The sequence below is a fragment of the Vibrio sp. STUT-A16 genome (assembly GCF_026000495.1).
GTDB classification, from domain to species: Bacteria; Pseudomonadota; Gammaproteobacteria; order Enterobacterales; family Vibrionaceae; genus Vibrio; species Vibrio diabolicus.
Window position 1 is genome coordinate 115,439 of record NZ_AP026765.1, and the last position, 24,944, is coordinate 140,382.

Annotated in this window: 24 protein-coding genes; 12 read left to right on the forward strand and 12 right to left on the reverse strand. The window is 44.0% G+C overall.

Features of this window, described 5'->3' with window-relative positions:
* Positions 1–104 precede the first annotated feature (104 nt).
* Positions 105–728 (forward strand): transcriptional repressor LexA, encoded by a 624-nt coding sequence (gene lexA, locus OO778_RS00555; RefSeq protein WP_005393778.1) that lies wholly within the window; start codon positions 105–107, stop codon positions 726–728.
* Between the two features lie 6 nt (positions 729–734).
* Here lexA and OO778_RS00560 read toward each other — a convergent pair whose 3' ends face one another.
* Positions 735–950: a hypothetical protein gene (locus tag OO778_RS00560; RefSeq protein WP_258615200.1), complete on the reverse strand. Its 216-nt coding sequence runs from the start codon at positions 948–950 to the stop codon at positions 735–737.
* On the opposite strand from OO778_RS00560, the gene OO778_RS00565 reads away from it, so the two are divergent.
* Together OO778_RS00565 and dinF are read left to right on the forward strand one after the other, a co-directional pair.
* Complete coding sequence (locus tag OO778_RS00565) at positions 933–1,727, forward strand: class I SAM-dependent methyltransferase (protein WP_005393777.1); 795 nt, start codon at positions 933–935, stop codon at positions 1,725–1,727. The two genes, OO778_RS00560 and OO778_RS00565, sit on opposite strands and share 18 nt — an antisense overlap.
* A gap of 55 nt (positions 1,728–1,782) precedes the next feature.
* Complete coding sequence (gene dinF / locus OO778_RS00570; RefSeq protein ID WP_258683943.1) at positions 1,783–3,132, forward strand: MATE family efflux transporter DinF; 1,350 nt, start codon at positions 1,783–1,785, stop codon at positions 3,130–3,132.
* Between the two features lie 57 nt (positions 3,133–3,189).
* On the opposite strand, the gene sthA is transcribed toward dinF, so the two are convergent.
* Positions 3,190–4,590, reverse strand: a complete 1,401-nt coding sequence (gene sthA, locus OO778_RS00575; protein ID WP_005393772.1) for a Si-specific NAD(P)(+) transhydrogenase — start codon at positions 4,588–4,590, stop codon at positions 3,190–3,192.
* A gap of 293 nt (positions 4,591–4,883) precedes the next feature.
* Between sthA and fabR the strand changes: the two genes are divergently transcribed.
* The 3 genes from fabR (at position 4,884) to OO778_RS00590 (ending at position 7,456) form a co-directional block, all read left to right on the forward strand.
* Complete coding sequence (fabR, locus tag OO778_RS00580) at positions 4,884–5,525, forward strand: HTH-type transcriptional repressor FabR (RefSeq protein ID WP_005378632.1); 642 nt, start codon at positions 4,884–4,886, stop codon at positions 5,523–5,525.
* Positions 5,525–5,890 carry a YijD family membrane protein gene (locus OO778_RS00585; protein ID WP_005378634.1) on the forward strand — a complete coding sequence of 122 codons (366 nt, stop codon included), beginning with the start codon at positions 5,525–5,527 and terminating at the stop codon, positions 5,888–5,890. The genes fabR and OO778_RS00585 overlap by 1 nt, the downstream gene beginning before the upstream one ends.
* A 297-nt stretch (positions 5,891–6,187) precedes the next feature.
* The gene (locus OO778_RS00590; protein ID WP_140315580.1) at positions 6,188–7,456 is read left to right on the forward strand and encodes a site-specific integrase; all 1,269 of its coding nucleotides are present in this window, start codon (positions 6,188–6,190) and stop codon (positions 7,454–7,456) included.
* Positions 7,457–7,529: 73 nt separating this feature from the next.
* On the opposite strand, the gene OO778_RS00595 is transcribed toward OO778_RS00590, so the two are convergent.
* The 8 genes from OO778_RS00595 to OO778_RS00630 form a co-directional block, all read right to left on the reverse strand.
* Positions 7,530–9,272, reverse strand: coding sequence for an ATP-binding protein (locus OO778_RS00595; RefSeq protein WP_020904476.1), 1,743 nt, complete (start codon positions 9,270–9,272; stop codon positions 7,530–7,532).
* Position 9,273: 1 nt separating this feature from the next.
* Positions 9,274–10,416 carry an SIR2 family protein gene (locus tag OO778_RS00600; protein WP_264910485.1) on the reverse strand — a complete coding sequence of 381 codons (1,143 nt, stop codon included), beginning with the start codon at positions 10,414–10,416 and terminating at the stop codon, positions 9,274–9,276.
* A gap of 9 nt (positions 10,417–10,425) precedes the next feature.
* Positions 10,426–11,610, reverse strand: a complete 1,185-nt coding sequence (locus OO778_RS00605) for a restriction endonuclease subunit S (protein WP_264910486.1) — start codon at positions 11,608–11,610, stop codon at positions 10,426–10,428.
* A gap of 2 nt (positions 11,611–11,612) precedes the next feature.
* Positions 11,613–13,097, reverse strand: coding sequence for a type I restriction-modification system subunit M (locus tag OO778_RS00610; protein ID WP_264910488.1), 1,485 nt, complete (start codon positions 13,095–13,097; stop codon positions 11,613–11,615).
* Between the two features lie 3 nt (positions 13,098–13,100).
* Positions 13,101–14,864, reverse strand: coding sequence for an ATP-binding protein (locus OO778_RS00615; RefSeq protein WP_264910489.1), 1,764 nt, complete (start codon positions 14,862–14,864; stop codon positions 13,101–13,103).
* Between the two features lies 1 nt (position 14,865).
* Entirely contained in the window at positions 14,866–17,181 is a 2,316-nt protein-coding gene (locus tag OO778_RS00620; protein WP_264910491.1) for a DEAD/DEAH box helicase family protein, read from the reverse strand.
* 175 nt (positions 17,182–17,356) lie between these two features.
* A complete protein-coding gene (locus OO778_RS00625; protein WP_264910492.1) occupies positions 17,357–18,022 on the reverse strand; it encodes a DUF4276 family protein in 666 nt (221 codons plus the stop codon).
* Complete coding sequence (locus OO778_RS00630) at positions 18,019–19,122, reverse strand: AAA family ATPase (protein WP_264910494.1); 1,104 nt, start codon at positions 19,120–19,122, stop codon at positions 18,019–18,021. The genes OO778_RS00625 and OO778_RS00630 overlap by 4 nt, the downstream gene beginning before the upstream one ends.
* A 317-nt stretch (positions 19,123–19,439) precedes the next feature.
* Between OO778_RS00630 and radC the strand changes: the two genes are divergently transcribed.
* Genes radC through OO778_RS00645 form a run of 3 tightly spaced genes read left to right on the forward strand, consistent with a single transcriptional unit; the run spans position 19,440 to position 20,823 of the window.
* Positions 19,440–19,907: a DNA repair protein RadC gene (radC, locus tag OO778_RS00635; RefSeq protein ID WP_032473088.1), complete on the forward strand. Its 468-nt coding sequence runs from the start codon at positions 19,440–19,442 to the stop codon at positions 19,905–19,907.
* Positions 19,904–20,353, forward strand: coding sequence for a DUF2787 domain-containing protein (locus OO778_RS00640; protein WP_264910496.1), 450 nt, complete (start codon positions 19,904–19,906; stop codon positions 20,351–20,353). Before radC ends, OO778_RS00640 begins: the two co-directional genes overlap by 4 nt.
* Before the next feature lie 38 nt (positions 20,354–20,391).
* Positions 20,392–20,823: a DUF2787 family protein gene (locus OO778_RS00645; protein WP_020904487.1), complete on the forward strand. Its 432-nt coding sequence runs from the start codon at positions 20,392–20,394 to the stop codon at positions 20,821–20,823.
* Between the two features lie 58 nt (positions 20,824–20,881).
* Here the strand turns inward: OO778_RS00645 and OO778_RS00650 are convergent, their stop codons facing one another.
* Positions 20,882–21,091, reverse strand: a complete 210-nt coding sequence (locus OO778_RS00650; RefSeq protein ID WP_104969920.1) for an AlpA family transcriptional regulator — start codon at positions 21,089–21,091, stop codon at positions 20,882–20,884.
* A gap of 77 nt (positions 21,092–21,168) precedes the next feature.
* Here OO778_RS00650 and OO778_RS00655 point away from each other — a divergent pair, with 77 nt between their 5' ends.
* A complete protein-coding gene (locus OO778_RS00655; RefSeq protein ID WP_264910500.1) occupies positions 21,169–22,158 on the forward strand; it encodes a GTPase in 990 nt (329 codons plus the stop codon).
* Positions 22,159–22,267: 109 nt separating this feature from the next.
* Positions 22,268–22,714 (forward strand): hypothetical protein, encoded by a 447-nt coding sequence (locus OO778_RS00660; protein WP_104969918.1) that lies wholly within the window; start codon positions 22,268–22,270, stop codon positions 22,712–22,714.
* A 41-nt stretch (positions 22,715–22,755) separates the two neighbouring features.
* On the opposite strand, the gene OO778_RS00665 is transcribed toward OO778_RS00660, so the two are convergent.
* Entirely contained in the window at positions 22,756–23,400 is a 645-nt protein-coding gene (locus OO778_RS00665; protein WP_104969917.1) for an inovirus Gp2 family protein, read from the reverse strand.
* A gap of 444 nt (positions 23,401–23,844) precedes the next feature.
* On the opposite strand from OO778_RS00665, the gene OO778_RS00670 reads away from it, so the two are divergent.
* On the forward strand, positions 23,845–24,786 hold the full coding sequence (locus OO778_RS00670; RefSeq protein WP_104969916.1) for a hypothetical protein: 942 nt from the start codon (positions 23,845–23,847) through the stop codon (positions 24,784–24,786).
* Positions 24,787–24,944: the final 158 nt, after the last annotated feature.

A 24,944-nucleotide genomic window follows, 5' to 3' on the forward strand; every position in this document is an offset into this window, starting at 1 on the left:
ACGAAGTGCACTCCACAAATAAATTAAAAAACAACCAATTGGGTTTTCATTTGAGCATTTACTGGATATACTCACAGTTAACTGTATAAAAAGACAGGTGAGACATGAAGCCGTTAACGCCACGCCAACAACAAGTCTTCGATTTGATCAAAAGTAAAATCGATGACACCGGAATGCCACCAACTCGTGCAGAGATTGCGCGTGAGCTTGGCTTCCGCTCTGCGAATGCCGCAGAGGAACACCTAAAAGCGCTTGCTCGTAAGCAAGCAATTGAAATTATCCCAGGTGCATCGCGTGGGATTCGTATCCTACTTGATGACTCTGCAGCTAATGACGAACAGGGCTTGCCTTTGATTGGTCAAGTTGCTGCGGGTGAGCCCATATTGGCTCAGGAACACGTAGAAGCGCACTACCAAGTCGACCCTGCGATGTTCAAGCCGCAAGCGGATTTCTTACTTCGTGTAAATGGCGAAAGTATGAAAGACATCGGGATTATGGATGGCGATTTGCTCGCTGTGCATAAAACCCAAGATGTGAGAGATGGTCAAGTTGTCGTTGCGCGTGTTGATGATGATGTGACTGTGAAGCGTTTGGAGCGCAAAGGTTCAACCATATTACTGCATGCTGAGAATGAAGAGTTTGCCCCAATTCAAGTGGATTTAACGTCTCAGCACCTTACGATTGAAGGCTTAGCCGTTGGTATTATTCGTAATACCGATTGGATGTAAGTGTGTTTAAGCAGCCCAGTTCATCTGGGCTGTTTTGTCTTTTCTCTTCTCTTCTCTTCTTTTCTCTTTTTCTACTTCCTCCAAAAGCTTGCTTATCATCTTGACCTTGTTTGTTTTGAGCAATTTATAAGCTTGATAATGTAATTGATATTCATTGTCATCTTTATTAATGTCTATGTTTTCTCTCTGGCGCAGGAAATGCCCATGTCTCAGTCTAAACATCAAGTTCCTAACCATTTATTAAAGCCACTGTTATTGCGTAGCCGTGAAAGCATGGTCGACAATGGCTTGGTGTACGATCCGATAGCTGCTAAAGCGTGTTTGAGTTGTAAGATGGCGCCGGATTGTTTGAGTGGTGATATTGCGCAGAAGCAATTGCTGCACGTGACGCTGACCCAGCTTTGTGACCAGCAGGTTAGTCACTTCTTACAGCAGTATCCCGATGCTTGGATTATCAATGTCGGAGCTGGGCTGGATACCCGCTTTTATCGTTTGGATAATGGACGCTGCCATTGGATAGAGCTGGATGTGACGGAAAATTTGGTATGGCGTCAGCGCTTGTTCCACAAAAATGAACGTTATGAACATCGCTGTGGCAGTGTGGATGAAATGTCGTGGCTAGAGACGTTAGCCATTCCAGAGCAAGCACCGGTACTCATTTTATGTGAAATGGCACTGCTCGATTGCACAGAGCGTCAAGTCGCGAAATTTATTCAAACCTTAGGTCGACATTTTGTCTCTGCTGAACTGTGTATGGTGCTGGCAGGAGATTTAACGGAAACCAAGTGGGGACAAAAGCTTGGCTCTGATCGCTATGCACATGGCTTTGAAGCGCCCGCAGAACAGATATTGCAATGGTTACCATGGGCACAGTGGGTGAAAGCTTTTTCGCCATTCGATCGATTCTGTTCTCGTTGGAAAGCTTGGCAGCGTTGGCTTAATAAGATTCCAATGTTGAAGCATCGCCTCACGCCAGTCCTCGTTCACATCAAGTGGTAATTGGCTAGTCGTTAAGCGCTCAGGTACACTCGTCGATCTTACTGATGAGGTGCCTGTGACAAATTCAATCTTCTCTCCTTTATCTAACCCAAAAGTTCATCGCCAAGTCTTAGCTTTAGCGATACCTATGGTGCTGTCGAATATTACTGTTCCATTGCTCGGTTTGGTCGATGCTGCGGTGATCGGTCATCTAGACCACGCTTGGTATTTGGGCGGTGTTGCGTTGGGCAGCACCATGATTAGCGTGACGTTTTGGCTGCTTGGTTTTTTGCGTATGTCGACTACTGGGTTGGCGGCGCAGTCCTATGGCGGTGAAGACCGAAAGCAACTTGCCTTGGTGTTTATGCAAGGCTCACTCATGGCGCTACTGTTTGCGTTAGTCTTTCTTATTGCCCATAACCCGATTGCTGATTTGATCTTTGGTTGGAGTGACGCCAGTGCTGAAGTGAAGCACTACGGCATGCAATATTTCTCTATCCGAGTGTGGAGTGCCCCCGCTGCGCTAATGAACTTTGTGTTGTTGGGGTGGCTGCTCGGAACGCAAAATTCCAAAGCACCAATGTGGATGGTGATCATCACCAACGTGACTAATATTGCCCTCGATTTGTTGTTTGTGATTGGTTTGGAGTGGAAAGTAGAAGGTGCTGCGCTGGCATCGGTGATTGCTGACTACTCAGGCATGGGCTTTGGTCTCATGTGTGTCTGGAAAACCTGGCGAGAGAGACAATTACCATCACCTCAAAAGTTGCTAGCCAGCACTCAACACGGTTTAGGGCGCTTCGTGAAATTGAATCGCGATATTTTCTTACGCTCTTTGTGTCTGCAAGCGGCTTTTAGCTTTATGACGTTCCAAGGTGCGAGCTTTGGTGATGAGGTTGTCGCTGCAAATGCGGTACTGATGAGCTTCCTGATGATTATCTCGTATGGCATGGATGGCTTTGCTTATGCAATGGAGGCCATGGTCGGGAAGGCGATTGGCGCCAAAGATAGGCAACAATTGAGTGCATCACTTGTCGGTACTTTTTTTTGGAGTTTGGTTATTTGCTTAGGACTGACCGCGCTCTTTGGTTTGGCGGGATCGCAGTTGATCGCCATGATCACTTCAATTGAGGCTGTACAACAGCAAGCAGCGGTGTATCTACCTTGGCTGGTGGTGATGCCACTTGCGTCGATGTGGTGCTTTCTATTGGATGGCATTTTTGTCGGTGCAACCAAAGGCAAAGACATGCGCAATAGTATGTTTGTCGCGACCAGCAGTTTCTTCGTTGTCTTTTACTTATTCGCCGAGTGGGAAAATCACGCGCTGTGGTTTGCAATGACGAGCTTTATGTTGATGCGGGGTATTGGTTTAGGGGTTATCTTTCTCTACCAATGGTACAAGGATACCTTCCTCGCACAATGTTGATATAAAAACAGCAGGTCCAAGCCTGCTGTTTTTCTGTCTGCTATCAAGAAGCATAGATTAGAACAAGCGGTTCAAACCATTCAATGCAGCGACACGATACGCTTCGGCCATTGTTGGATAGTTGAAGGTTGTATTGACGAAATACTCGATGGTATTCGCTGAGCCTTTTTGCTCCATAATAGCTTGACCGATGTGGATAATTTCCGCGGCACGTTCGCCAAAGCAGTGAATCCCTAAAATTTCTTTGGTTTCACGATGGAACAATATCTTCAAGCTGCCGATGTCTTTCCCTGCGATCTGTGCACGAGCTAGATGCTTGAACGAAGAGCGTCCTACTTCATACGGTACTTTCGCAGCTGTTAGCTCTTGCTCGGTTTTACCCACAGAGCTAATCTCAGGGATGGTGTAGATACCCGTTGGAATATCATCAATCAGATAGTTTTCTGCCTGACCTTTCGTAATGGCTTGTGCGACAAATCGCCCTTGGTCATAAGCGGCGCTTGCAAGGCTAGGGTAACCGATGACATCGCCTACAGCATAAATGTGTTCAATATCGGTTTGGTAGTTACGGTTTACTTTTAGTTGTCCGCGAGAGTCCGCTTCCAGACCCACTGCACCTAAATTCAACTTATCGGTGTTACCTGTTCGACCATTTGCATACAACAAGCAGTCCGCCTTCATCTTCTTGCCAGATTGTAGGTGAATAATCACGCCATCTTCTGTGCCTTCGATTTTTTCATAGGTTTCATCATTACGAATTACCACACCGCTGTTCCAGAAGTGGTAAGACAGTGCATCTGACACTTCGTTATCCAAAAACTCCAACAAGCGGTCGCGGGTATTGATAAGGTCTGTCTTCACTCCAAGTCCGCGGAAGATAGAAGCGTATTCACAACCGATAACGCCCGCACCGTAAATGATGATATGGCGAGGATCGTGCTTCAGGCTCAAAATGGAATCACTGTCGTAGATGCGCTCATGCAAGAAATCTACGTCGTTAGGCTGATACGGACGAGAACCCGTCGCGATGACAAACTTATCCGCAGAATAGATTTCTTCTGTACCATCGCTTTGCATCACTGCAATAGAGTAGTTATCGATAAATCGTGCGGTCCCGAACAAAAGTGTGCATGAGTTACGGTCATAAAAGCCCTGACGAAGTCGAGTTTGCTTATCAATGACCGATTTAGCATGACCTAAAATGTCAGAAAATGTTGCATGAACGCTGGTGTTGTTTCGACAAAATAGCGGGTTGCTATTAAATTCGATGATGCGGCTAACGGCATGACGCAGAGCTTTTGATGGAATGGTACCCCAGTGAGTACAACCGCCGCCGACACTGCTTTCTTTCTCGACAATGGCAACATTCAGTCCCGCTTTGGTTAATCCCATTGCAGCCCCTTCTCCGCCAGGGCCACTACCGATTACGATCACGTCATAGTGATTAACATGCGCCATGATGCCTTCCTTGTTATATTTGCTTAACATTGCTTTAGCGCGATTTTAACTCATTTACTCTATTGGTACACGTAATGCCTGTTAGAGAGTGGAAGTGATCACGCAGAATCGACCAAAAGGATGATTTGGTATGTTGTATGTCTATAAATTGCATCGAGAACATTGCAATTAGATGCATGCCAATAGTAACGTTCTCGGCGCTCAGAGCGAGTGAAGTAACATATCTTTCTCCGTAGGAGCAAATTGCGTTATATTGAGGCTCTTGTACCCTACAGAAAAAGAGCAAGTTAAGAATGAAATCGATGGGAATCCGCGCACAGCAAAAAGAGAAGACACGTCGATCATTGATCGATGCGGCATTTAGTCAATTAAGTGCGGATCGCAGCTTTTCCAGCCTTAGCTTGCGAGAAGTCGCCCGAGAGGCAGGGATTGCACCGACTTCTTTTTACCGCCACTTCAAAGATATGGATGAGCTAGGCTTAACTATGGTCGATGAAGGCGGTTTGCTACTACGTCAACTGATGCGTCAGGCGCGTCAACGTATTGTGAAAGAAGGTAGCGTAATTCGTACCTCGGTCGAAACCTTTATGGAATTCATTGAAAGTAGTCCGAACGTCTTTCGTTTGTTGTTGCGTGAGCGCTCCGGCACTTCTGCTGAATTTCGTACCGCTGTTGCTCGAGAAATCCAGCATTTTGCGGCAGAATTAACCGAGTATTTAATGAGCACCGGCGTGACCAGAGAAGAGGCGTATACTCAAGCAGAAGCGTCTGTGACTTTGGTTTTCAGTTCGGGGGCTGAAGCTTTAGATTTAGATCGACGTGAGCGCGATGAACTCGCCGAGCGATTGATCATGCAATTGCGAATGATAGCCAAAGGGGCCTATTGGTATCGCAAAGAACGTGAACGTAACCGATTAAAAGGCGGGATAGAATAATGTCGAATGGAAATAAATCTGAAAAGAAAACGCTGATTTTGGCACTGGTTGCAGGTATGTGTGGTGATGCTTTGTTGTCATGGTTGACCATGAGTGAAGTATCGTTTTCAATCTTCCCATTGATTGCACTCGTACTGGCTGTACAAGCTCTTTACCAAGAGTACCTAAATAATCCGGTATCAGAAGATATCCCATTAGTTGGCTTGGCGTGTTTCTTCGTAGGTGCGTTTGGCCACTCTGCGTTTATTAAAGCGCAATACCCAGAAGCAGGCTCAAACTTCTTTGCGATCATGGTTTCAATGATCTTACTCGCATGGATTGGTAAGAAGTTAGGTTTTGTCAGCAAGAAGACTTCTGCGGAATAAGCAAAACGAATCAAATTAAAAAAAGCGAGCCATTGAGCTCGCTTTTTTTTGTATTTGACGCGGTGGGTTACGCTTTGCGCTCCAATAGCACGCCCGCTTCCATATGGTGGGTAAATCGAACTCTGAATCTTGTAATGTCTTATAGAATCCAACTTTGCATTTTAATATGTTGTTTTTAATTGAGTTTTAATTGTTCATTGTCCAAGGGTGTCTTTAGCCGTACAATGAAAACTCGTCTTTCCCCGTACCCCACGCCGTACCCAGAACCGTACCCAGAAATACAGAGGTTTTTCAGTCATGATCAAGCCAGTCGATAAAATTAGTACGAATGCCACATTGAAAGCATTGAAGCCACAAGGCAAGGAATACTTAATTCCAGATAAGAAAATCGAAGGATTGAATATTCGCGTTCGACCAACGGGCACGATGACTTGGATCTTTCGCTTTCAGGCTGGTAACAAACACGAAAAAATCACCATGGGGCGGTATGTTAAGTTGAAACCGGAAACGGGGATGACACTTGAACAGGCTCGAACAGAAGCGGGGCGTTACCGTAGCTGGCTGGAAAACAATAAAAATCCGAAGCAGGAACTGGCACGTGAACAGCGAGAGCAAGAGGAAGCAAAAACTTTTGATGATGCTTTTGCCAGTTTTGACGAGAAGCGTTTGTCCAAGCAGCTACGAGGAGAACAAGCTAGGGCAACCTATAGCCGGGATATCAAACCATTTCTTGGTCACATCAAACTAGAAGAGTTGAGAATTCATGATCTTAATAAAGTATTTGATGCAAAGGTTGATGAGAATGGACAGCGAAAAGCGGGTGCGATTAGTGCATGCCATAGAATTATCAATCAGGTGATCAACCATGCGCTAGCTTTGAATATGATTGGTGCACACCCTGCACCACATTTGAAATCCAAGGATGTCGGTGGTGGTTCTAAAGTCACCAAGCGCAATTTGAGCTTTTCAGAGTTGAAGACTTTGCTAACCAGTTTGCCTTCTTGGCGTACAGAGCCTTCTAACGTCCGTTTAATGCAGTTTTTACTTGGGTGTGGGCAACGTATTAGTGCCGTGCTTGAAATGCGCTGGAGTGAAGTAGATTTGCAAGAGAAGGTATGGTTGCTACCTGCCAGTTCAGAGAATCGTCACACCAAAAGCCAGGAGAGCCGAAAAGTGCCATTAAGTGATTACCTGCTGGCACTTCTAAAAGAGCAGCGTGAGAGTGTGCCAAGCAAATGGAAACTTGTTTGGCCTCAGCTTTTGGTTGAGAAGGTTCAAGAACCCGCAGCGGTACGTGCGCTAATCAAACGTAACTTACCGGATGATTTTGAACGTTTCTCACCACACGATTTGCGCCGGACCTTCATTAGCCGTTGCAGCGAAATGGGGTTAGATATCGTGGCGATTGAAAAGACGGTTGGCCACCAGCTACCAGGCATGTTGCGGGTATACAACCATCACGATTACCTTGAAGAGCAGTTAGTGGTACTGCAAGCGTGGGGCGAGAAGTTGCAAGCTCTGACGGTTGCCAATGTAGTGCCGTTGTCTGCGTCGAAATCGGCATAGCGATATGGCACAAAAAATAAAAAAGAACGGGAGCATCAAGCTCCCGGCTATTACGTGTAAATATGGACAAGGCTTACTTTGACTGATAGCGCCACTTCGTTACCACCGCACCAATCTGCTCTATCGTCATCGCCTGTTGCTGCCAACCTTTATCGAAATTAACATCATTTGAGCGAGGCAACTGGTCATCAGATAAGCTGCGAATCATCACTCTAGTTGGTAACGTTGCTGCTTGACCGACAAATATGGCCTCCTGACGTCTTAAACCGGAAAGCATTTTGGTTAAACCGGACATCGAATCAGGTAACACACTACGAACATGCTCGCGGTCGGCATCATTGGTTATTCGAAGTACAATCCATGAATTACATTGCGACAATACCGTTGCCTCAACTTCACTAGGTCTCTGAGAAACGAGTAACAGACCAACGCCATACTTACGGCCTTCCTTCGCAATTCGACGAATTGCAGACTGCGCTGCCTCATACTGAGCTTCACCACGATTCGGTACGTATCGGTGTGCCTCTTCACACACCAAAAGTACAGGGCTATTTTGCCGTTCAGCTTCGGTTTGCCAGACTTTAAGCTGAAACACGATTCTCGCGATTGCGGCGCTAGCTACCCCTGCCACTTCATTGGGTACACCGGACAAGTCAACAATCTGCACTGTGGTTTGCTGCGTTAAGAACTGATTGACGATTGTAGGTAACGGATCTTTGTCACCATCCCAACTTTCCATCATGAATTTGAGTCGACCATCTTTTAGTAATGAATCTATCTTTCGAATAACTCGACTAAAATCCTCATGCTGCTTTTTATCTTTGTTTTCTGGTCGCTGCGCGTTGATGGCACCGATTAATCCTTCTTCGTAGCGCGCTCCATCTTTGAATCCGAAATGATCTAAGCCTTCTGCACTTCCAATAATGTAAGGGATCGGCGAGTCAACCGTTAACTGATTATTATCAAGCCCAAGCTGTCCAGCTGCTGCCTCACGAACCGCTATTAGGGCATTTTTAACAATATTTGATTGTGATGTTGCTGCAAACTCGGTCTTGCCGATAAACAAGCTCAATGACTCTTCTAAATCGAGTAACCAATACGGTAGTTTTAGTGAACCTTCATCGGTCGATAAACGTTGGTGTGCAGGGAAAGCTTTGCCGTATTCATTATGAGGGTCAAGGATAATAATTTGAGGATGCCAGTGCTCATGATTGGCGACCTGGCCACGTTCGAGAATACTGTGAATAACTGCCGCCACAGTACCTGATTTACCGGCACCGGTAGAGCCTAGGATGGCAGTGTGCTTACCTAGTAATTCATTTAATTCAGCGTAACAAGGTGCACCGCCTGAGCCAACATGCTCACCAAGTTGAATAACCGCGCCTTTGGCATCACCGTAAATAAACCTAAGCTCTGATTTTGGTGTCAGATAAATGGTTTGCTGAGGCAGAGGGTAAGTTGCTACACCACGTTCAAACTCAAGAGAAAATTCATCTTCTCCCTTTCTGCGCCATTCCCCTTCGCCAAATAAATCAGCTTCAATTATTCGCTCATCTGAAGACGCGACAGGCAAGCCCTTTTCTAGTTGGTAGTCAGCCTTCATACGTAATCGACTAACTAACCCATAAATAGAGCGGCGACCAAAATGAACTTTGATGATTGAGCCAAACTGCCCAATCGGATAGTTTTCACCAGCAAATACGCGGGACAAGTCTGAAATCGTAGGGTCGAGCTCGGCGATAATACGCGAGCCATCCACCTCAATAATTTTCCCGATAGAGAGATTCTCAATGGGTTTTATGTATTTATTATCCATATCAAATACCTCCTTCAAGGATCTGGGTTAGGTTTTCAAACTTCCACCATTCAATGCTATTTTCTGAGGTTGCCTTGTGGTCAGCGTGATAACAACCTTTATCGGCAAAAATAAGTACTTGTTCGTTGATCGCGCTGTCTTCATACCAAGTTTGTAGCACGCCACTAGGCTCAGCGTCGCTCGTAAACGCAATTACGGTTAAGTTACCATTTGAAGCTCTTAAACCACGTTCGATTTCTAGATTGATATGGGCATCACCAAAACTATAACCGGCAATCAATAAAACCCGTTGGCTACCACCTTTCGGGTTTAAAACTGATCTCGCTCTGTGCATTAAATTTGCGTAGGGGTCGAGCTGAGTTTCACGGTATTTAGTCGATGCAGGCCAAATCATAATCTTTGCAGTTTGATCTTGACTGCGCTTCAAATGCGGAGCAATACGCAGTGGTGTTGATGAAGAAGCATGTTCAGCCCAATTGATGGAACCATGTAGCTTAAACACTCGGGCATCTAGATTGTTCTGTTCAAACGTCGAAGGGTTCCACCATCCTGATACGCCGCCTTCTAAACCATCGGCATATCGCAATTGTGATAGTGCGAGTGAGTCTTCAATTAACGTGTCGTAGTTCATCACCAGATAATCAATGGTGTTCGGAAGGCTGTCTTTGCCTGGCCGCATTGGTCGATGCAGTGCCTGAACAAAACGCTCATGTACAGCAGAGTCTACTTCAACATTAATTACGTCAAAAATAGCGAGTTTTATCTCGTTGAGCGCTTGCAATAGCTGATCGTTGCTATATTCAGTACCACCAATAGATACATCGCTAGCTGTTACATTGCGATTTGTTCGGCGAGCAGTGATAGCAAGCCAATCTACGAGTTCGCTTAAGTAGTCTTCTATATGCGAAGCGGGATTTGCGCCAGCAAAAGAGTTTTGTATGGCAGTCAATATCTGCTTTGAATCGTCGGAGAGCTTGTCACTTATTAGTGCTCTTTCTGTTAGCTGGTTTGTTAATGGAAGCCCAGCGCAAACACTCGCTCCTGCACCTAACAGAACCGCTTTTGAGTGTGAGAGCAATTCTTCGAGTTTATTGATTGCTTCTCTGAACTCCTTTTGTTCAAAAACTGTGGTATCGAATTCCATACTCCCTCCTTAGAGTTGGCCTTTAAAGGCTGATTCGAGAATTGAAGCCTTAAGGCCTGCTAAATAAGACAATTTGCCTGTCAGCTCTTTACTCACTTCATTGGTCTTTTCAACTAAGGTATCCAGAGATTCACATATGGATTTTTGTTCATCAATCGGGGGCAAGAAGAATTCAAAGTTGAATAAATGTTTGCGGTTGACCTTTGGCATTCCAGCTCGACTGGAGCCTTCAATTGCATATTGAGTAAATAGATCAGATAACAGTAGATAAAATAAAAAATCTCTGTTCATCTTTTGGTTGTCTGGTGTTAAAGGATAAATGTCTGCACTACAGATACCAGATATCGATGGTCTAGCGACTTTCATAAGATACGGTCGTATTTTACTGTACAAAACCATACTGTTATCAAAAGGAAACTTACCTGAAATTAGCTTTTCTTCCCTAGCTGTTTTGAGTCCTATCAGTTCACCACTAAACGACGTAATGTTTGCTCCACCAATATGGAACATATCTAAATATTCTTCCTCTCTAGGATCACACAATTTTGAAGTGATTTGGCAAACATCATTCAGCCTAACCTTATCCCAATGCTCTTGCTTTGTAAGCATCGAGCTTAGTGAACTTTTTAGTAGCGCATCTGCCAATGTGACGCTTTCCTGCAAATGCTCTATGGCGGTGTCAATGCGGGTTAGCAGTGCATCGAGTTTTTCGACGATGCGTTTTTGTTCAGTTATTGAAGTAACAGGTACTTTGGCTATTTGAGTAAACAGTTTGGTTGTAGCTCTTGGCATTCGTGCGCCTGAACAGTTATTCATTGCCAAGTCAACGAAATACTGAGAGCGGAGATAGTAAGCTAAAAAGTCTGGACTGATTACATCAGAACATTCAAATGGGATGATTTCTGTAGTAGCTATACCATCTATTTTAGCCACAACTACTTTGTTTAAATATGGCCTTAACTTTCCATAAAGTACCATCCCTTTCTTGAACGAAACTTTTGTACTACTTATTTCCGAACCTTTGGTTGGAGAGTTGCTGATAACTTTCCCTGTATGGCTTTCAATGTTCTCTAAGCCAATATAGTTATATTGTTCCTCAGGGTTAGGTTCCACAGTTTTTCTTGATGGAGTGCAGACATCGGTTAAATTACTCCACTCCCACCCATCAGGCAGTTTATACAAAACCTGTTCCATGCTTATTTCTCCGCCAACAGATCTTCAATTTCATCCAACAGGCCAGATACCAGTTTTTCCTTGGTGCGGATCTGTTTGAGAATATCGCTGGGCGCTAAGTGCTCGGCATCTTTTTGTTTGGCTGGGTTTTTGGCAGATAGGTCATAGTCTTCTGCGAGTTTGTTGGCGGATACCGTCCAAGAGCGCTCAGTGCTTTCTCGGCTGCTATACAGTTCAACAAACTCTTTTAGGTGATCATCGGTGATCGGTTTGTTTTTGGTGAGCTTTTGCTCAGGCTCACATTCGTAATACCACACATCGCTGGTGCAACCGCTGCGTTCAAAAAACAACACGTTTGTTTTTACGCCCGAATATGGCAAAAATACCCCAGCGGGTAGGCTTAAAATGGTGTGTAGGTTAAAGTTTTCCAGCAGTTCTTGTTTTACCTGTTTGAAGGCGCTGTTGGTTTGGAATAATACGCCTTCTGGAACTACGACGGCTGCTTTTCCGCCACTTTTCAGAGTTTTCATAAAGTGCTGCATAAACAGCAATTCGGTGGCATTCGCTTTAATGGGAAAGTTCTGTTGGATCTGCTCTTTTTCTTTCCCGCCAAACGGTGGATTAGCCAGAATAATGTCGTAACGGTCTTTTTCCTGAATATCGCGGATATTCTGAGTTAAGGTATTACCACGGAACAAATTGGGTGACTCGATACCATGTAAAATCATGTTCATCATGCCCATCACATAAGCCAGCGAGGTTTTTTCGAAACCAAAGAAGGTATCACGCTGGATAAAGTCCCATTGCTCAGTAGAAAGCGCACTCTTTTTTGCTTTCAGGTGGTCAAAGGCTTCTACTAGGAATCCGCACGAGCCAGCCGCTGCATCGTAAATGGTTTGCCCGGCTTGTGGGTCAATGGCCTTGATCATGGCACGCACTACTGGGCGCGGGGTGTAAAATTCACCCGCATAGCCACCGGCATCGCCCATGTTTTGCAATAAGCCTTCATAAACCAACGACAACTCAAACATTTCATCACTGGATTGGAAGTTCAGCGTATCGATAATATCCAATACTTCACGCAAGGTATGGCCAGACGCCACCTTGTTGTCTAAATACTGGAAGATGGCACCAATCTTATAGGCAAAAGACTTTGGGTCTACCCCTGAACCAGTGATAGCTGAATTGGCAAAGCCTTTTAAGTAAGGGAATAACGCGTTATTCACATAATCGGTTAAGTCATCGCCCGTGCGAACTTTGTTAATGTCTAGCCTGCCATCGACGTTTTTCGGGCAGGCCCAATTTGACCAACGATGTTCTTCATCTAACACCGGTTGATAATCTTTACCTGATAGTACTGCTTCATCTTCTTTTTCAGATTCATAATCATCCAAAAACTTTAAGAACAGTACCCACGAGGTTTGCTCGGTATAGTGCATAGCACCACTAATGCCATCGTCGCGGCGCAGTATGTCGGTAATTCGGTCAATTTTTTGTTGTAATGACATGGCTTATAGTTTTCCGATAATAAAATTGTACATATTGGTGATGTCTTCGCTGATTTCGTTTGGCGGAATCAGGTCGATATAGGCTTGGAGTTTTTCTGGGTCTAAGCCTTCGCCATCGGTGTTAATCAGCGGGTTGATAATGTCTTTGACGTTCATCCTACGAATATCGTCGTTATCACCAGGATTATTGGACTGAAGGTGATTGCACTGCGCAATATCACCATTGTTTATTTGGCCAAGCAGATTGAGGTGCGCCAATGCGGTGTATGATAGCAAATAGTTTTTGATTTCACGGCGTTTCCAAGCCAATAGATATGGCGATACGTTGGTGCCACGAGGCCATTGAATGGCATTTAGCAACTCACGGTACATTTGTCCGTTCACTTGAACGCCATTGGCAGCATTCCAGTCCAATGCCGCCTCGTCTCGATCACAAATTAGGAAAATCTGTGTTGTTACAAGTGGTGATTCAATCTTGCTTAAGCCATGTAACCAATCTATTTTTCCCTTGCCAAAGGTTTCGTTAGCAGTAGCGTAGCTGGACGACTTTTTCATGGCATGCACAGTGGCTAGACGGTTTATATCTAGCCCTGCACGTGCCGCAAGTTTGGTAAAAATAATCCAATCGTTGTAGTCATCTAATAAGGCGATGTTAGGCAGCTTGCCACACACCTCAAATTCAACGGATTTGGCACGAGAAAGTACACTGAGTCGGCTGATTAGTTGCTTGATCTTGTTGTCTTCGTTAATTCGGCCGTGCTCCACCACTTTCAGATGTTCTATGCGGTTTTCTTTTGCAGAAATAGAATCCAACAGGTGTGTCGTAGTAATCGCATGGCCTTGTATGCTGTGTAATAGAGACCATAGTTTCTCTACGTTTTTGTAGTGCAGGTGCGAATCTGCTTCATCAAACAGGAATAAAGTATTCGGCGCATCAAAAAGGTCTATCAACGCGTATAGAAAGAGCAGTTGGTATTCACCATCGCTTAAATCATCTAACTCAATGTTGCCCAAAAGCTTTAACTTGAAGCTTCTTTTGTTAATGAAGTTGCCATTGACAGCTTGTGTTAAAAAACTGATTGATGGGTCGTCACCAAAATCAACTTCATCCAAGTCTTCATCTGGATTAATCCTAGCGAACTTTACCGAGAGTAAATCGTAAGATGATAATTCGATTGTCTTGGTGGAAAGTTTCTCTTCAAACAAATACTCACGGTCTATCAGTTCTTCTACAAAACTTTCTAACGAGCGGTAGAAAGGTGTTTGTCTAAGAGTGCCTTTTTCTCCCACTTCTTCTTTTTTTAATGCATCTTGAACACGCTGTGCATAGCGTTTATCTACACGAAAAGAGAATGACAACTTACTTGATATATCGTCTCTGTTGATATCCTGACTCTCTTTTGCGTACCCTTTTTCAAGTAAAAATGTTCTGGTTTTGCCGTCTCGAACCAGAGCTGTAGCTAAAAAGACCAATAGTTTTGACCAAGTTTTATCGTAGTAAAACGAAGATAAAACCATCGACTTTCCACGACGCCTGATTTTCTTTACATGTTCATTAAAGTGCTTTGAGAAAGACTCATTTTGCCCGGATGAAAAGCATACCGTTCTCAAATGAGCATGATCGCCACCATTAAGTCCCTCGCTAAAAATTGACTGCAAAATAGTGGATTTACCGCTGCCATTTTCGCCAATTAAAGTAGCTACTTTGTTGATATGTAAGGTTTGTGGCTGATCGTGTAGCGGGTTAGGTGCTAGTGTTAATTGCATTTTAGTTCACATGGTATAGCTGTTGCTGTAATTGTTTAAAAGCAGCCAGTAAATAGGCTGGCTTTCCACCGAATGCTGTTGAGGCGTCTTTCACTGTACCTAAGCCTGATAGCTCGATGAGAGCAGGCAAGCGCTCGCGTGATAACTCTGAGCTGCCAGTTTGCTCATAACGATTGAGCACAAAGTGCAAAAACTGCTGTGCCTTTTCTTGTTGGTACTGATTAAAGAAGGTGCTGTTAGTGCGTACTTGATCGGCACGAGCTTTACGGGTTGCCATTGGCTGTTCAAAGGCTAAAAAAGCCAGCAGATCGAAGATATCGCACTCTTCTGCTTCAAACATGCGTCGCAGAGTGGCGAGCTGTTCTTTATCAAAACCTGCTTGTACAAGTTTATTGAGCAAGGTTTCGCGCTCATCTGGGTCTGACCATATCCGCCGCAATTCCTCAACTGATTTAAACAACCCTGGTAATTGGGTGATCAAACGCTCAACAAATTCTTGCACAGTGAGAGGTTTACCGTTTTCATCGATATAACGAGTTTCAACGTCAATGACCTTCAGTTCTCGGTGTTTGCCGAGCTTTACTTTCAACCGAGGTTTTGTCTCACCCGGTTCAGGTTCTGGGTCATCTGTTCCTCCGGGTGGTTCTGGTGTGTATGGCGGTGGTTTAGGCTCCCCTGTGCCACCGGGCTCTGGTGCTTCAGGCTCGCCATCCCAATCTTTGTCATAAAACTTATTGGTTGCACCCCGAAAATCGACAATGGTGAAATAGTCTTTGCCATCAAAAACGCGGGTGCCGCGACCGACAATTTGTTTAAATTCCACCATTGAGCCGACGGTTCTATCCAGCACTACGTTACGTACATTACGGGCGTCTACCCCCGTGGTTAACATTTGCGATGAGGTAATAATGGTGGGGATATCTTTGTCATTATCTTGGAATTTTTCCAGTAGCTCGCGGCCAACTTTACCTTCGTCACTGGTTACACGAACGCAGTAGTGTGGGTCTTTAACTTTTTTATGTTTATTGATCATGTCGCGCATGGTGAGAGCATGATTTTGGTTTTCGCAAAAGACGATGGTTTTTTCTAGTGAATTGATATTTTCCAAAATGGCTTTTGCGACCAGCTCGGTACGTTCATCAACAATGATCTTCTTGTCGTAATCTTCTACCTGATAGACGTCTTGCCCTGATTCACCTTCGATCACTTGGTCATCTTTGGTCAGCACGAGCTCGTCTAAGTTGGTACGTACCCGCTTAACACGATATGGCGTTAAAAAGCCATCGTTGATACCGTCTTTTAATGAGTATTCAAATGCAGGAGTTCCAAAGTAATCATAGGTATCCACATTAGCTTCACGTTTTGGTGTGGCTGTTAAACCTACATGCACTGCACTGCCAAAATGATCGAGTATGGCTCGCCAAGAGCCTGTCTCATTAGCACTGCCACGATGACACTCGTCAATCATTACAAGGTCAAAGAAATCACTTGGATACTCTTTGTAATAGCCTTCAATGTTTTCACGCTCAGCAATGGCTTGGTAGATAGCAAAAAAGATATGTGCATTGGTTGGCACTACACCGCCACGCTTGCGTACCTCTTCCCCATTTATCTTAATAAGGTCTTTTTCATAGGGGTTAAAAGTATTGATAGCTTGGTCGGCCAAAATATTGCGATCAGCCAAAAACAATATTCGTGGTCGTCGACTACCTGGTGTTTTTTTGTTCCAACGGGACTGAAACAGTTTATGGACGATTTGGAAGGCAATAAACGTTTTACCTGTACCTGTCGCCAGCGTTAACAGCACGCGAGGCTTACCTTTACCAATGGCATCTGTGGCGGCATGGACCGCTAATTCTTGGTAATAACGCGGCTGCATTGCGCCTTCTAAATGAAAGGGCACATTACGAAGTTGCTGGCCTAGATCCGAATTAACACCCGCGTAGCGGTTTTCAAGCTCTTGTGGTGTTGGGTAAAACTCGATGTAGTCGCCTTTGCCAGTTTCTAAGTCGAACTCATAGGTTTGTTTACCGTTGCTTGAATAGACAAAGCGAACGAGTAGCTTCTTGGCATAGTCGATGGCTTGTTGAAGGCCTTTGGTTGGATGTTCTGATTCTTTTTTTGCTTCAACAACTGCAAGGTAACGATTGTCTTTGTGGAGCAGATAATCGACGAAGCAACGACGACCACGGACACCGCCAGCAAGCTTACGGCCATCGGTAAAGTAATGTTCCCGAATGATGTTGCCCGGTTGCCAATGTGCGGCTTTTAACGCTGGATCGATGTAGTTTGCTCTGGTATCTGCTTCTGACGACATTCTCTACTCCACAAGGACTTAACTCTGGATGTCTAGATTTTTGTAAGACTCCTAGTCAATAACTTATCTACTACAAAATAAAAACTTAAAGGAAGAATATGAGAAAAGTATTAGAGGGACAATGGTTTGCATCAAAATATGCAATCAAGTGAGCTTAAAACTGGCTTAACTAAGGTTAAGCCAGTGCTTCTATGTTTTTTAGCCATGTATCAAATAAAGGGCATTTTTCTCGCATGGTTTCTAGACCCACTTCTAAAGCTGCCAAAGTTCCTAAAAGTGGTTTTTCATAGCCGAAAATATGCTTTTCGATGCGCTTACTTGGTGCTGTTTGCGGGCTGTTGTTGATATGTTCTGGTGAGTCGAAGCTGTTTGCTATCTCGGTAAAGACCGTTTCCAGTTCTACTCTATCCATACCTTGAGCCATTTTTATCGGATCGCTAAAGAGCAGTGCTTCAAACTCGTACATCTGCACGTAAGGGATAAACCGACGTATAGCGTTCGCACCGATTTTCTCAGTCAATTTTTCTGCGAATGCATTTTGTAGTGTTTGAGCCTTAACGGCGATAGATGCATTAGCATCGACGGCATTCTTACCTGGGAAGCTCTCTGGTAACCCGTAGAAATCAAAGAAGGTAGTGCAATAGCACTGTTGATCTGCCAGCAAACGCTTTTCGATATCAGGTGCAAGCCGTTCAAACTTAAAGTTTCCTCCTTTATGGCCTGGGCGACCAATAAGCCCTGGCATCAAGTAAATGCCTTTAAGGGCGAATGGCTCCACCAGCAACTCTTTCACAAAAGCTTCTTCTGTTTGTCCTTCACAAATTACATGTACTATGGTCATTTTGATGGTCTCCCACCAATGATGTTTTTCTCCCACAGCTCGCCAACCGAATAATCATCTAGCCAAGTACGGAATTTATCAGCATCTAAGCGTTTAAATGTCGATGCGCCTTCTTCACGCTCTACAACAATAAGATCATCCAACTCAAATTCATTAAGTAGTGGAACGGACTGCGTAGATACGATCACCTGCATCCTTTTTGACGCACTGCGTAACAATGCCCCTAATAGCGTTATCGCATAAGGGTGTAAGCCTAGTTCTGGCTCATCGATGATGATTGTCGATGGTGGGTTAGGTTGCAATAAAGCTGTGACCAAACAAATGAAACGGATAGAGCCATCAGAAAGCTGACTTGGCCAAAGAGGGTAGTCACTATCGGTTTGTTTCCACAGTAAGCGTATTTGCTCTTCACCAGAAGCAAGCGGAATAGGTTTGAGAACGAAATCATCAAAGAATGGTACAGCTAAGCGCACGGTTTTGCAGATTTGTGTATAGACCTCAGAGTTTTCACGCTGTAGCTTAAATAAGTATGCGGCTAAGTTGCCCGCATCTGAACGTAGATATTCGTTATCGTGAACTGTCCCAAGGCGCTTTACTGCTGCTGTGTCGCTCGTGTCATGGAAATGGAAAACCTTCCAAGCAGAAATTGCTGAATAACAGAAAGAGGCCACTTTTGATGACGTGCCTGATTGCATCTCTTTCTTTAAGTTAGACTCCTTGTGTCCTGCTCCTAAGTTGGGCTCTGTAACCCCAAAAAATGGGCCGTCGAAATATAGCTTCTCACTCGAAAAAGTGAAATTATCGTCCGTGGTAGGCTCTAAATCTGCCGAATAGCCATTCACCCCAAAACGTATAGTGGTATGAAGTTTCTGAGTCTCTTTGACGCCATATGACAATACACGATCAGCGCCACCTTGTTTGCTCGTCCAAACTTGCAAACGACCTTCAACTAACTCATGCAACATTCTAAAGTAACTGACAAAGTTACTCTTACCGACGCCATTTGCACCGATAAGAACGTTTAAGTTGTTGAGCTGTAGCTTATCCAGCGAACGGATAGACTTAAAACCCTGGATGGTTAACCTGTCTATCTTACTCATTGGCTTCCTCTTTTCTGATTACGACGTATTGTTGATTGAATGGCTTGTTGATTTAGCAGAACTAAGCGTATTTCGATTGATGGACGATTATACCTCACAACCGTCACTTTCTGCGCTTTTCTCTTTGTTTTCTCCATCAAACTCTGACGGTCTTAAAATTGTGCATCAAGTCTAAGATGAGAGTAGCACACAAATCCGCGTCACTTTATAGCTGAAAATACCACGATTTGCCGTTGCTGCCCCATAGCAATCAAAACAATTTCAGATAGATATCATCTTCGTGCATACCTCAACGGTTTCATTTTTAGGAGCTTTTTATGCACGAAAATAACTACTATTTTGATGGTCCTATTACGGCGGACAGGGTGCTCGACGCGGCCGCAGAAATCCTTGCTGCACGCGCCCTCCGAGGCGATCAATATTGCAATCCCGATGCAACAAAAACCTATTTATCTTGCAAGTTAAAACACCATGAAAGAGAGGTGTTTGCGGTGATGTTTCTAGATAATCAGCATCGCCTTATTGCCTTTGAAGAGCTGTTCTTTGGTACAATTGATTCAGCAAGTGTTTATCCCCGAGAAGTCCTCAAAGCGGCTTTAAAAGTCAATGCCGCCGCGCTCATCTTTGCTCACAATCACCCTTCTGGCGATGCCACTCCTTCCCAAGCCGATAAACAAATTACGCAAAGGCTTAAAGAGGCTTTGGCGCTGGTGGACATTCGAGTTCTTGATCATATCGTGGTTGGTGATAGCGCCATCTCTTTTGCAGAAAGGGGGCTCCTATGATCCAGAAAACATCGGGTGAACTGGAACTGTTGGATGGCTTTCATCGAGCATTGCTTTTGGTAGTCCAACGTTATTCGATTCCTCCACAAGCTCAACGTATGGTCCTGAACTGTCGACAAAGACGCTATTACCAGACGGGGCAGGGGCTTCATCCCATTGAAATACAATTTCGTCGAACATCGGCCAGTGAAGATTGGCAGGTCGTCTGTTTAGCGAGTTTTTCTTATTCGGAAAATAAACCGAGTGAGATGGAGCCTGAACTCTACTTTCATCTCTTCAATCTTTTGTGTTACCAACCAGATAGCGGTGCTGCAAGTCTCGCACACCCGCAAGTGAAAGCGCTGTTAGATACTTGGCTGAACGCGCTCTCTCGACACCTTACTCAGTCCCTCTTTGATGACATTCAGTTATCGATGATTCAAACCTTCGATGAACACCACTCATGATCACATTTTAACTTCGGCCACTTTTAGGAGATCTAGCCATGTCTATACTGAATTTTACGCCGTCAGTGCTGCCTGTTTCTAATAAGCTTCTGGCGTTATTAAACCAACATTGTCATGCCTCAATGGAATCAACACAGTCCACCAGCCATGCCCTCTCTATCCATTTTCGAGACAAAAGCTATAGCGCGGAAGAGGGGGGATATCATCCGGTTGAGATTGGCCTCAACATTGTGAATGGTAAAACGGTTGATATTCTCTACATTACCGATTTTGCGTATATGGGGAGCTATTATCCGGAGTTAGAGCGATGCATTGATTTTGACTTTGGCAATCAAGTCGCTTTTACCGTCGCCACGGGATGGCAAAGCATTCGCTCTCCAGGTTTCGATGAGCTGTATCAAATGTGGGAGCAAAACTTTCTTCAGTACGTCGAATGGGAGTGTTACGACGACATTCAGATTTCTCATTAACTTTTATCAATCTAGCTAAGCTTTAACCTGCTGCTTTATATCTCCACCAAAGAATCAATCAAACTTCTGGTTGTGGTAATCCCAACTGTTCATCTCGCTCTGTCACTCTTTCTAATATCCAGTCTTGGACCTCGCTTTCTACCCAAGCCACGCTGCGAAAACCCAGTGATACCGATTTAGGGAACTTACCCTCTGCCATGAGCTTGTACATATACGCACGGCTCAAACCTGTATTATCCAGCACTTCTTTTAGTCGAATTAGTCTCATTTTTCTGTCCTCATGATTTGTTCGTCATAAGGAGGTAGCTAGTTGTAATTTTTCCGGACGCTAACTAAGGAGCGCTTATGTCCGAACAGCACGATCTTTTCACTACGCTTGAAAGTGAGATACGCCAGGCATCCCTCAATGAGCGTACTCGCACCAAGTTACTCGATAACCTCAAACAAATGAGAGCCACCGAGCTCAACATCCTCATTACAGGAGCCACCGGAGCAGGAAAAAGCTCAACGATTAACGCTCTCTTTGACATGAGTGTTGCAGAGGTGGGCATCAGTTGTGAGCCGCACACGCAGGGTGTTACGCAATATCGTCTGAACAACCTCATTCTTTGGGATAGTCCTGGTCTGGGGGATGGCATCGAAGAAGACAAGCGCCATGCTCGCTTATTGAAAAATACGCTGAGAGCGAGAGATGAGCAGAACCGTTTCGTGATTGACTTGGTACTTGTGATTCTTGATGGTAGCTCACGCGATTTAGGTACACCTATCGGCTTGATTAACGATGTGCTTATTCCTGCATTAGGCGAAGACGCACAGCACCGTTTAATCATCGCCATTAATCAAGCCGATAATGCGTTAAAAGGAAATCAAGCCTGGAACTACGAAAGCAATACACCGACACCCGTGTCTAAAACTTATCTTGAAACCATGGTGCGCTCGGTTCATCGACGCGTATTGCGTGCAACAGGGGTTTATCTAAAGCCCGTCTACTACGTTGCGGGGCACTGTGATGGATTGGCCAAGCAACGGCCCTATAACCTTTCCAAGTTGCTGTATTTGATTGTTGAACGTTTACCAAAAAATAAACGGGTCTTACTGGCGAATCGCACGCTTTCCCCTCGACATGAGAATTGGAAAGACAACGATGCCAGTGATTACAACAAAAAAACCAGTCTTAGTTTGTGGGAGGCAATCTTCGACACGACGACTCAAGGTGCGCAATACGGTGAAGAGATAGGAAGTGTGTTTGGCACGACAGGTAAGCACCTGGGCAAAATTATAGGCGGTGCACTAGGGGCATGCTTAGGCAGTTTACGCTATCTCTTTGGCTGGTAGATAAGCGCCACTACGGTTACATCTCTCAAAGCCAACCTCTCTTCGACATAAGTTGTCGCAACCACCTTTTAATATCAACTCATTGAATAATAGATAAAGGATATCTCTCATGAAACCTATTGTAATTACCGCAGCACTAACACTGCTTATGACCTTTACTGCGTCTGCTGAGGGCTACAAAGTCGAATACAAAGACATCAACACCCGATGGGGACCAAAGACGAAAATATATGTAACGTCCCTCTTTGACTACTCGACTGTCTTCGGGATCGAAGTTAACCGAGGTAACTGTGAAGTCGCTAGACCAGAAACACCAAAGATTACCGTCAACAAGAATAAGTACAGCCAATCTGAAGAGTTACTCAAAAACATGAGCAACCCTGATTACAAAAAGCCCTCCAGTAACAACAAGTCTAATGGTGTGAAATGGCTTCCTTATCCCGAAGTGGATTTGAAGTACGGAGAGTCTACTGGTTATGTCACTACAATGCCCTGTAGAGTCCTACAAATTGACATTCACTCTAGTGAAGGGAGTTACCGCTTTAATGCGGATTAAACAACTGAAAGGCCACAGGGGCCTTTCTTTTTTTTGTAAACTCAATAGCGACTGTAACCGAAGCTTCTTCCGTTCCCAGGTAGTTTGCTTTCTTTTTTAGCAAAGTAACTAACACGGTAAAAGGCTTGATTGTATTGATTCTCATAGAGCTCTTTATCGCACCTCTTATTGATTTCACACGTGCCGTTCTCAGCAAAATGAACCGCACTACTTACTTGTTCAACCGAAAGACCAGTTGCACTTGCCCAAGCTTTAGCAATCATCCCTGAAACGTATTCTCCCGTAACATCATTGTAAGGCCCCATTCCTTGAAAAACATCACCATTTAGTAACACAGCAACGTGATAGTGTGGATGCTCTGATTTGACGGCCTCTTTGCACCAGATAAATCGTGGCTTAGAGTGGCGGTTGTGCGTCTTACGTTTTAGGTAAGCATACATAATCGCTTTGAAGGATTCTTGAAATTTTGTGATCTGCTTACTTGATACTTTCTCGCTTGAAAAGCCTTGGGGATATCTCAAATCGAAACGAAGAAACAACGTTCGAGGGTATTGGTCTAGAGCCCTATCAAAAGTGCTTTTAATAGCTAAAAGGCAGGAAGGTATTAGAGGTCCTTTCTTGGAGTATACCGGTAAGTCCATATCATCAATGGTGAGTCTTTCTGTATGTTCAAGATAATTGTTCATTTCTATCATTCCTATTGGTTAGTGTTCTCAATAGGTAGATAGGTTGTTGTAATTAATTAGATAAGATTCATATAAATACTATTATTACCGACAGTCTTTCACTCCATTCCTCCAGCCACGTATCTTTGTTCAACAAGGCTTCCAGTGGCTTCAAAACTTGCAAAAGTTACTCTGATAAAAACTACCCATCAGTTTGGCGAAACGCCTCTTTCCTTTTCAAAAAAACAGACATCAAACGATGTCATTTTGCCAATCACGTCATGCCTGAGCTTACGCTGTCACATAAGAACAGGTCTAATCTCAGTGATTTCTCAATGAAAAGGCTATGATAACCTTGCTAAAGCTAGGTTTGGCGGTGGATCTTCTTTCATATTTATACTTGAAAAACACCTTAAAAACATTTAAAAAATACCTAATAAATACTTTAAAATTACTGAGTAATAAATGGCTGGTGTTGTCGAGAATATAAATGTAGATAGTGACCCTAGGTTTCTTTTTGATGTGAGCTTTGAGCTAAACATTGTAAGTAATCAGGATGACATCGACTTAAGAATAGACATTGCGAAAGATGCGGTTAGGAAGGGTAAAGTCGAAGATCTCAAGCAAAAAAGAAACCGCTTTGCAGAAAGTAATGTCGCTTTGAGTGAATATGAATGGATTGATTTTAGAGATTACGAGACATGTTATTTTGTCTGGTACTTCATGCTGCTCGGTTTTCGTTGCAAGACCAATAACACTAAGCTGTTAAACAGGAATCTGAACATGGATTTCAAGACGGTTTTCGCTAACAGTCACTTAGGTCGTATCACTACTATTACAGTGCCGAGCTTTCGTGAGAATAACTCTAAGTCAAAGATGCATACTATTCTTTATTTACATTACTTGTTTTCAGAAAATAAAGTTGATGCAAAATCACAGAAAGAATTGTTGTATGCTCTCAAGAGGAGATATCTTGAGTTTAGGCAATCAGCATTCTTCAAACTAACTTTGGAAGACAATAGAGACAGGGCTCAATGGACAGAAAGTAGGCTAGAGAATGACGGCATTTTTCTACCCATTGAGATTCCTGTTAGTGCAAAAGCGCATAGCTTATCGTTAGCGATATCGTTCTTTTTTTGGGACCAAAGCTCTCAGTTTTCAATAAATACCTCAGGTGAGGAGTACATTGTTGGCAAAAGTGTGTACGTTCATAAACTGAATCTTTCATGGAATCAATATAAGCATAGAGAGAAGAACAAGCTTAAAAAGGTTAAGGCCTACAGTTTTGAGATGGAGGAGTCTCTGCAAAAGAAAATTGATCACCTGTCTAAAGCACTTGATATGAAGAAAAACAAACTTATTGAGTATCTCATCGAGCAGGAGTACACCAAGCAAACTAAAAAATAGCCTAGATGTTTTAGTTCTCAGAACGGATTGGTTATGAAAATGAGCGCGTACTGATTTCTGATTTTAGTTATGTCCGAAACAAAAACGCCACGAGCAAAGCTGGTGGCGTTGACATCAAATCCAATCATAGCAATCGAGCATTTTAGATGCTCCCGTAC

Excerpts from the sequence above, each read along its gene's own strand:
- sthA (WP_005393772.1), bottom strand. The coding sequence starts at position 4,590 with ATGGCGCATGTTAATCACTATGACGTGATCGTAATCGGTAGTGGCCCT.
- OO778_RS00655 (WP_264910500.1), top strand. The coding sequence starts at position 21,169 with ATGTCCGAACAGCACGATCTTTTCACTACGCTTGAAAGTGAGATACGC.
- OO778_RS00625 (WP_264910492.1), bottom strand. The coding sequence starts at position 18,022 with ATGACCATAGTACATGTAATTTGTGAAGGACAAACAGAAGAAGCTTTT.
- OO778_RS00600 (WP_264910485.1), bottom strand. The coding sequence starts at position 10,416 with ATGGAATTCGATACCACAGTTTTTGAACAAAAGGAGTTCAGAGAAGCA.
- OO778_RS00565 (WP_005393777.1), top strand. The coding sequence starts at position 933 with ATGTCTCAGTCTAAACATCAAGTTCCTAACCATTTATTAAAGCCACTG.
- OO778_RS00640 (WP_264910496.1), top strand. The coding sequence starts at position 19,904 with ATGATCCAGAAAACATCGGGTGAACTGGAACTGTTGGATGGCTTTCAT.
- OO778_RS00650 (WP_104969920.1), bottom strand. The coding sequence starts at position 21,091 with ATGAGACTAATTCGACTAAAAGAAGTGCTGGATAATACAGGTTTGAGC.
- OO778_RS00615 (WP_264910489.1), bottom strand. The coding sequence starts at position 14,864 with ATGCAATTAACACTAGCACCTAACCCGCTACACGATCAGCCACAAACC.
- OO778_RS00645 (WP_020904487.1), top strand. The coding sequence starts at position 20,392 with ATGTCTATACTGAATTTTACGCCGTCAGTGCTGCCTGTTTCTAATAAG.
- OO778_RS00560 (WP_258615200.1), bottom strand. The coding sequence starts at position 950 with ATGTTTAGACTGAGACATGGGCATTTCCTGCGCCAGAGAGAAAACATA.
- OO778_RS00665 (WP_104969917.1), bottom strand. The coding sequence starts at position 23,400 with ATGAACAATTATCTTGAACATACAGAAAGACTCACCATTGATGATATG.
- OO778_RS00630 (WP_264910494.1), bottom strand. The coding sequence starts at position 19,122 with ATGAGTAAGATAGACAGGTTAACCATCCAGGGTTTTAAGTCTATCCGT.
- OO778_RS00590 (WP_140315580.1), top strand. The coding sequence starts at position 6,188 with ATGATCAAGCCAGTCGATAAAATTAGTACGAATGCCACATTGAAAGCA.
- OO778_RS00660 (WP_104969918.1), top strand. The coding sequence starts at position 22,268 with ATGAAACCTATTGTAATTACCGCAGCACTAACACTGCTTATGACCTTT.
- lexA (WP_005393778.1), top strand. The coding sequence starts at position 105 with ATGAAGCCGTTAACGCCACGCCAACAACAAGTCTTCGATTTGATCAAA.
- OO778_RS00595 (WP_020904476.1), bottom strand. The coding sequence starts at position 9,272 with ATGGATAATAAATACATAAAACCCATTGAGAATCTCTCTATCGGGAAA.
- OO778_RS00605 (WP_264910486.1), bottom strand. The coding sequence starts at position 11,610 with ATGGAACAGGTTTTGTATAAACTGCCTGATGGGTGGGAGTGGAGTAAT.
- OO778_RS00670 (WP_104969916.1), top strand. The coding sequence starts at position 23,845 with ATGGCTGGTGTTGTCGAGAATATAAATGTAGATAGTGACCCTAGGTTT.
- OO778_RS00610 (WP_264910488.1), bottom strand. The coding sequence starts at position 13,097 with ATGTCATTACAACAAAAAATTGACCGAATTACCGACATACTGCGCCGC.
- radC (WP_032473088.1), top strand. The coding sequence starts at position 19,440 with ATGCACGAAAATAACTACTATTTTGATGGTCCTATTACGGCGGACAGG.
- OO778_RS00620 (WP_264910491.1), bottom strand. The coding sequence starts at position 17,181 with ATGTCGTCAGAAGCAGATACCAGAGCAAACTACATCGATCCAGCGTTA.
- OO778_RS00585 (WP_005378634.1), top strand. The coding sequence starts at position 5,525 with ATGTCGAATGGAAATAAATCTGAAAAGAAAACGCTGATTTTGGCACTG.
- fabR (WP_005378632.1), top strand. The coding sequence starts at position 4,884 with ATGAAATCGATGGGAATCCGCGCACAGCAAAAAGAGAAGACACGTCGA.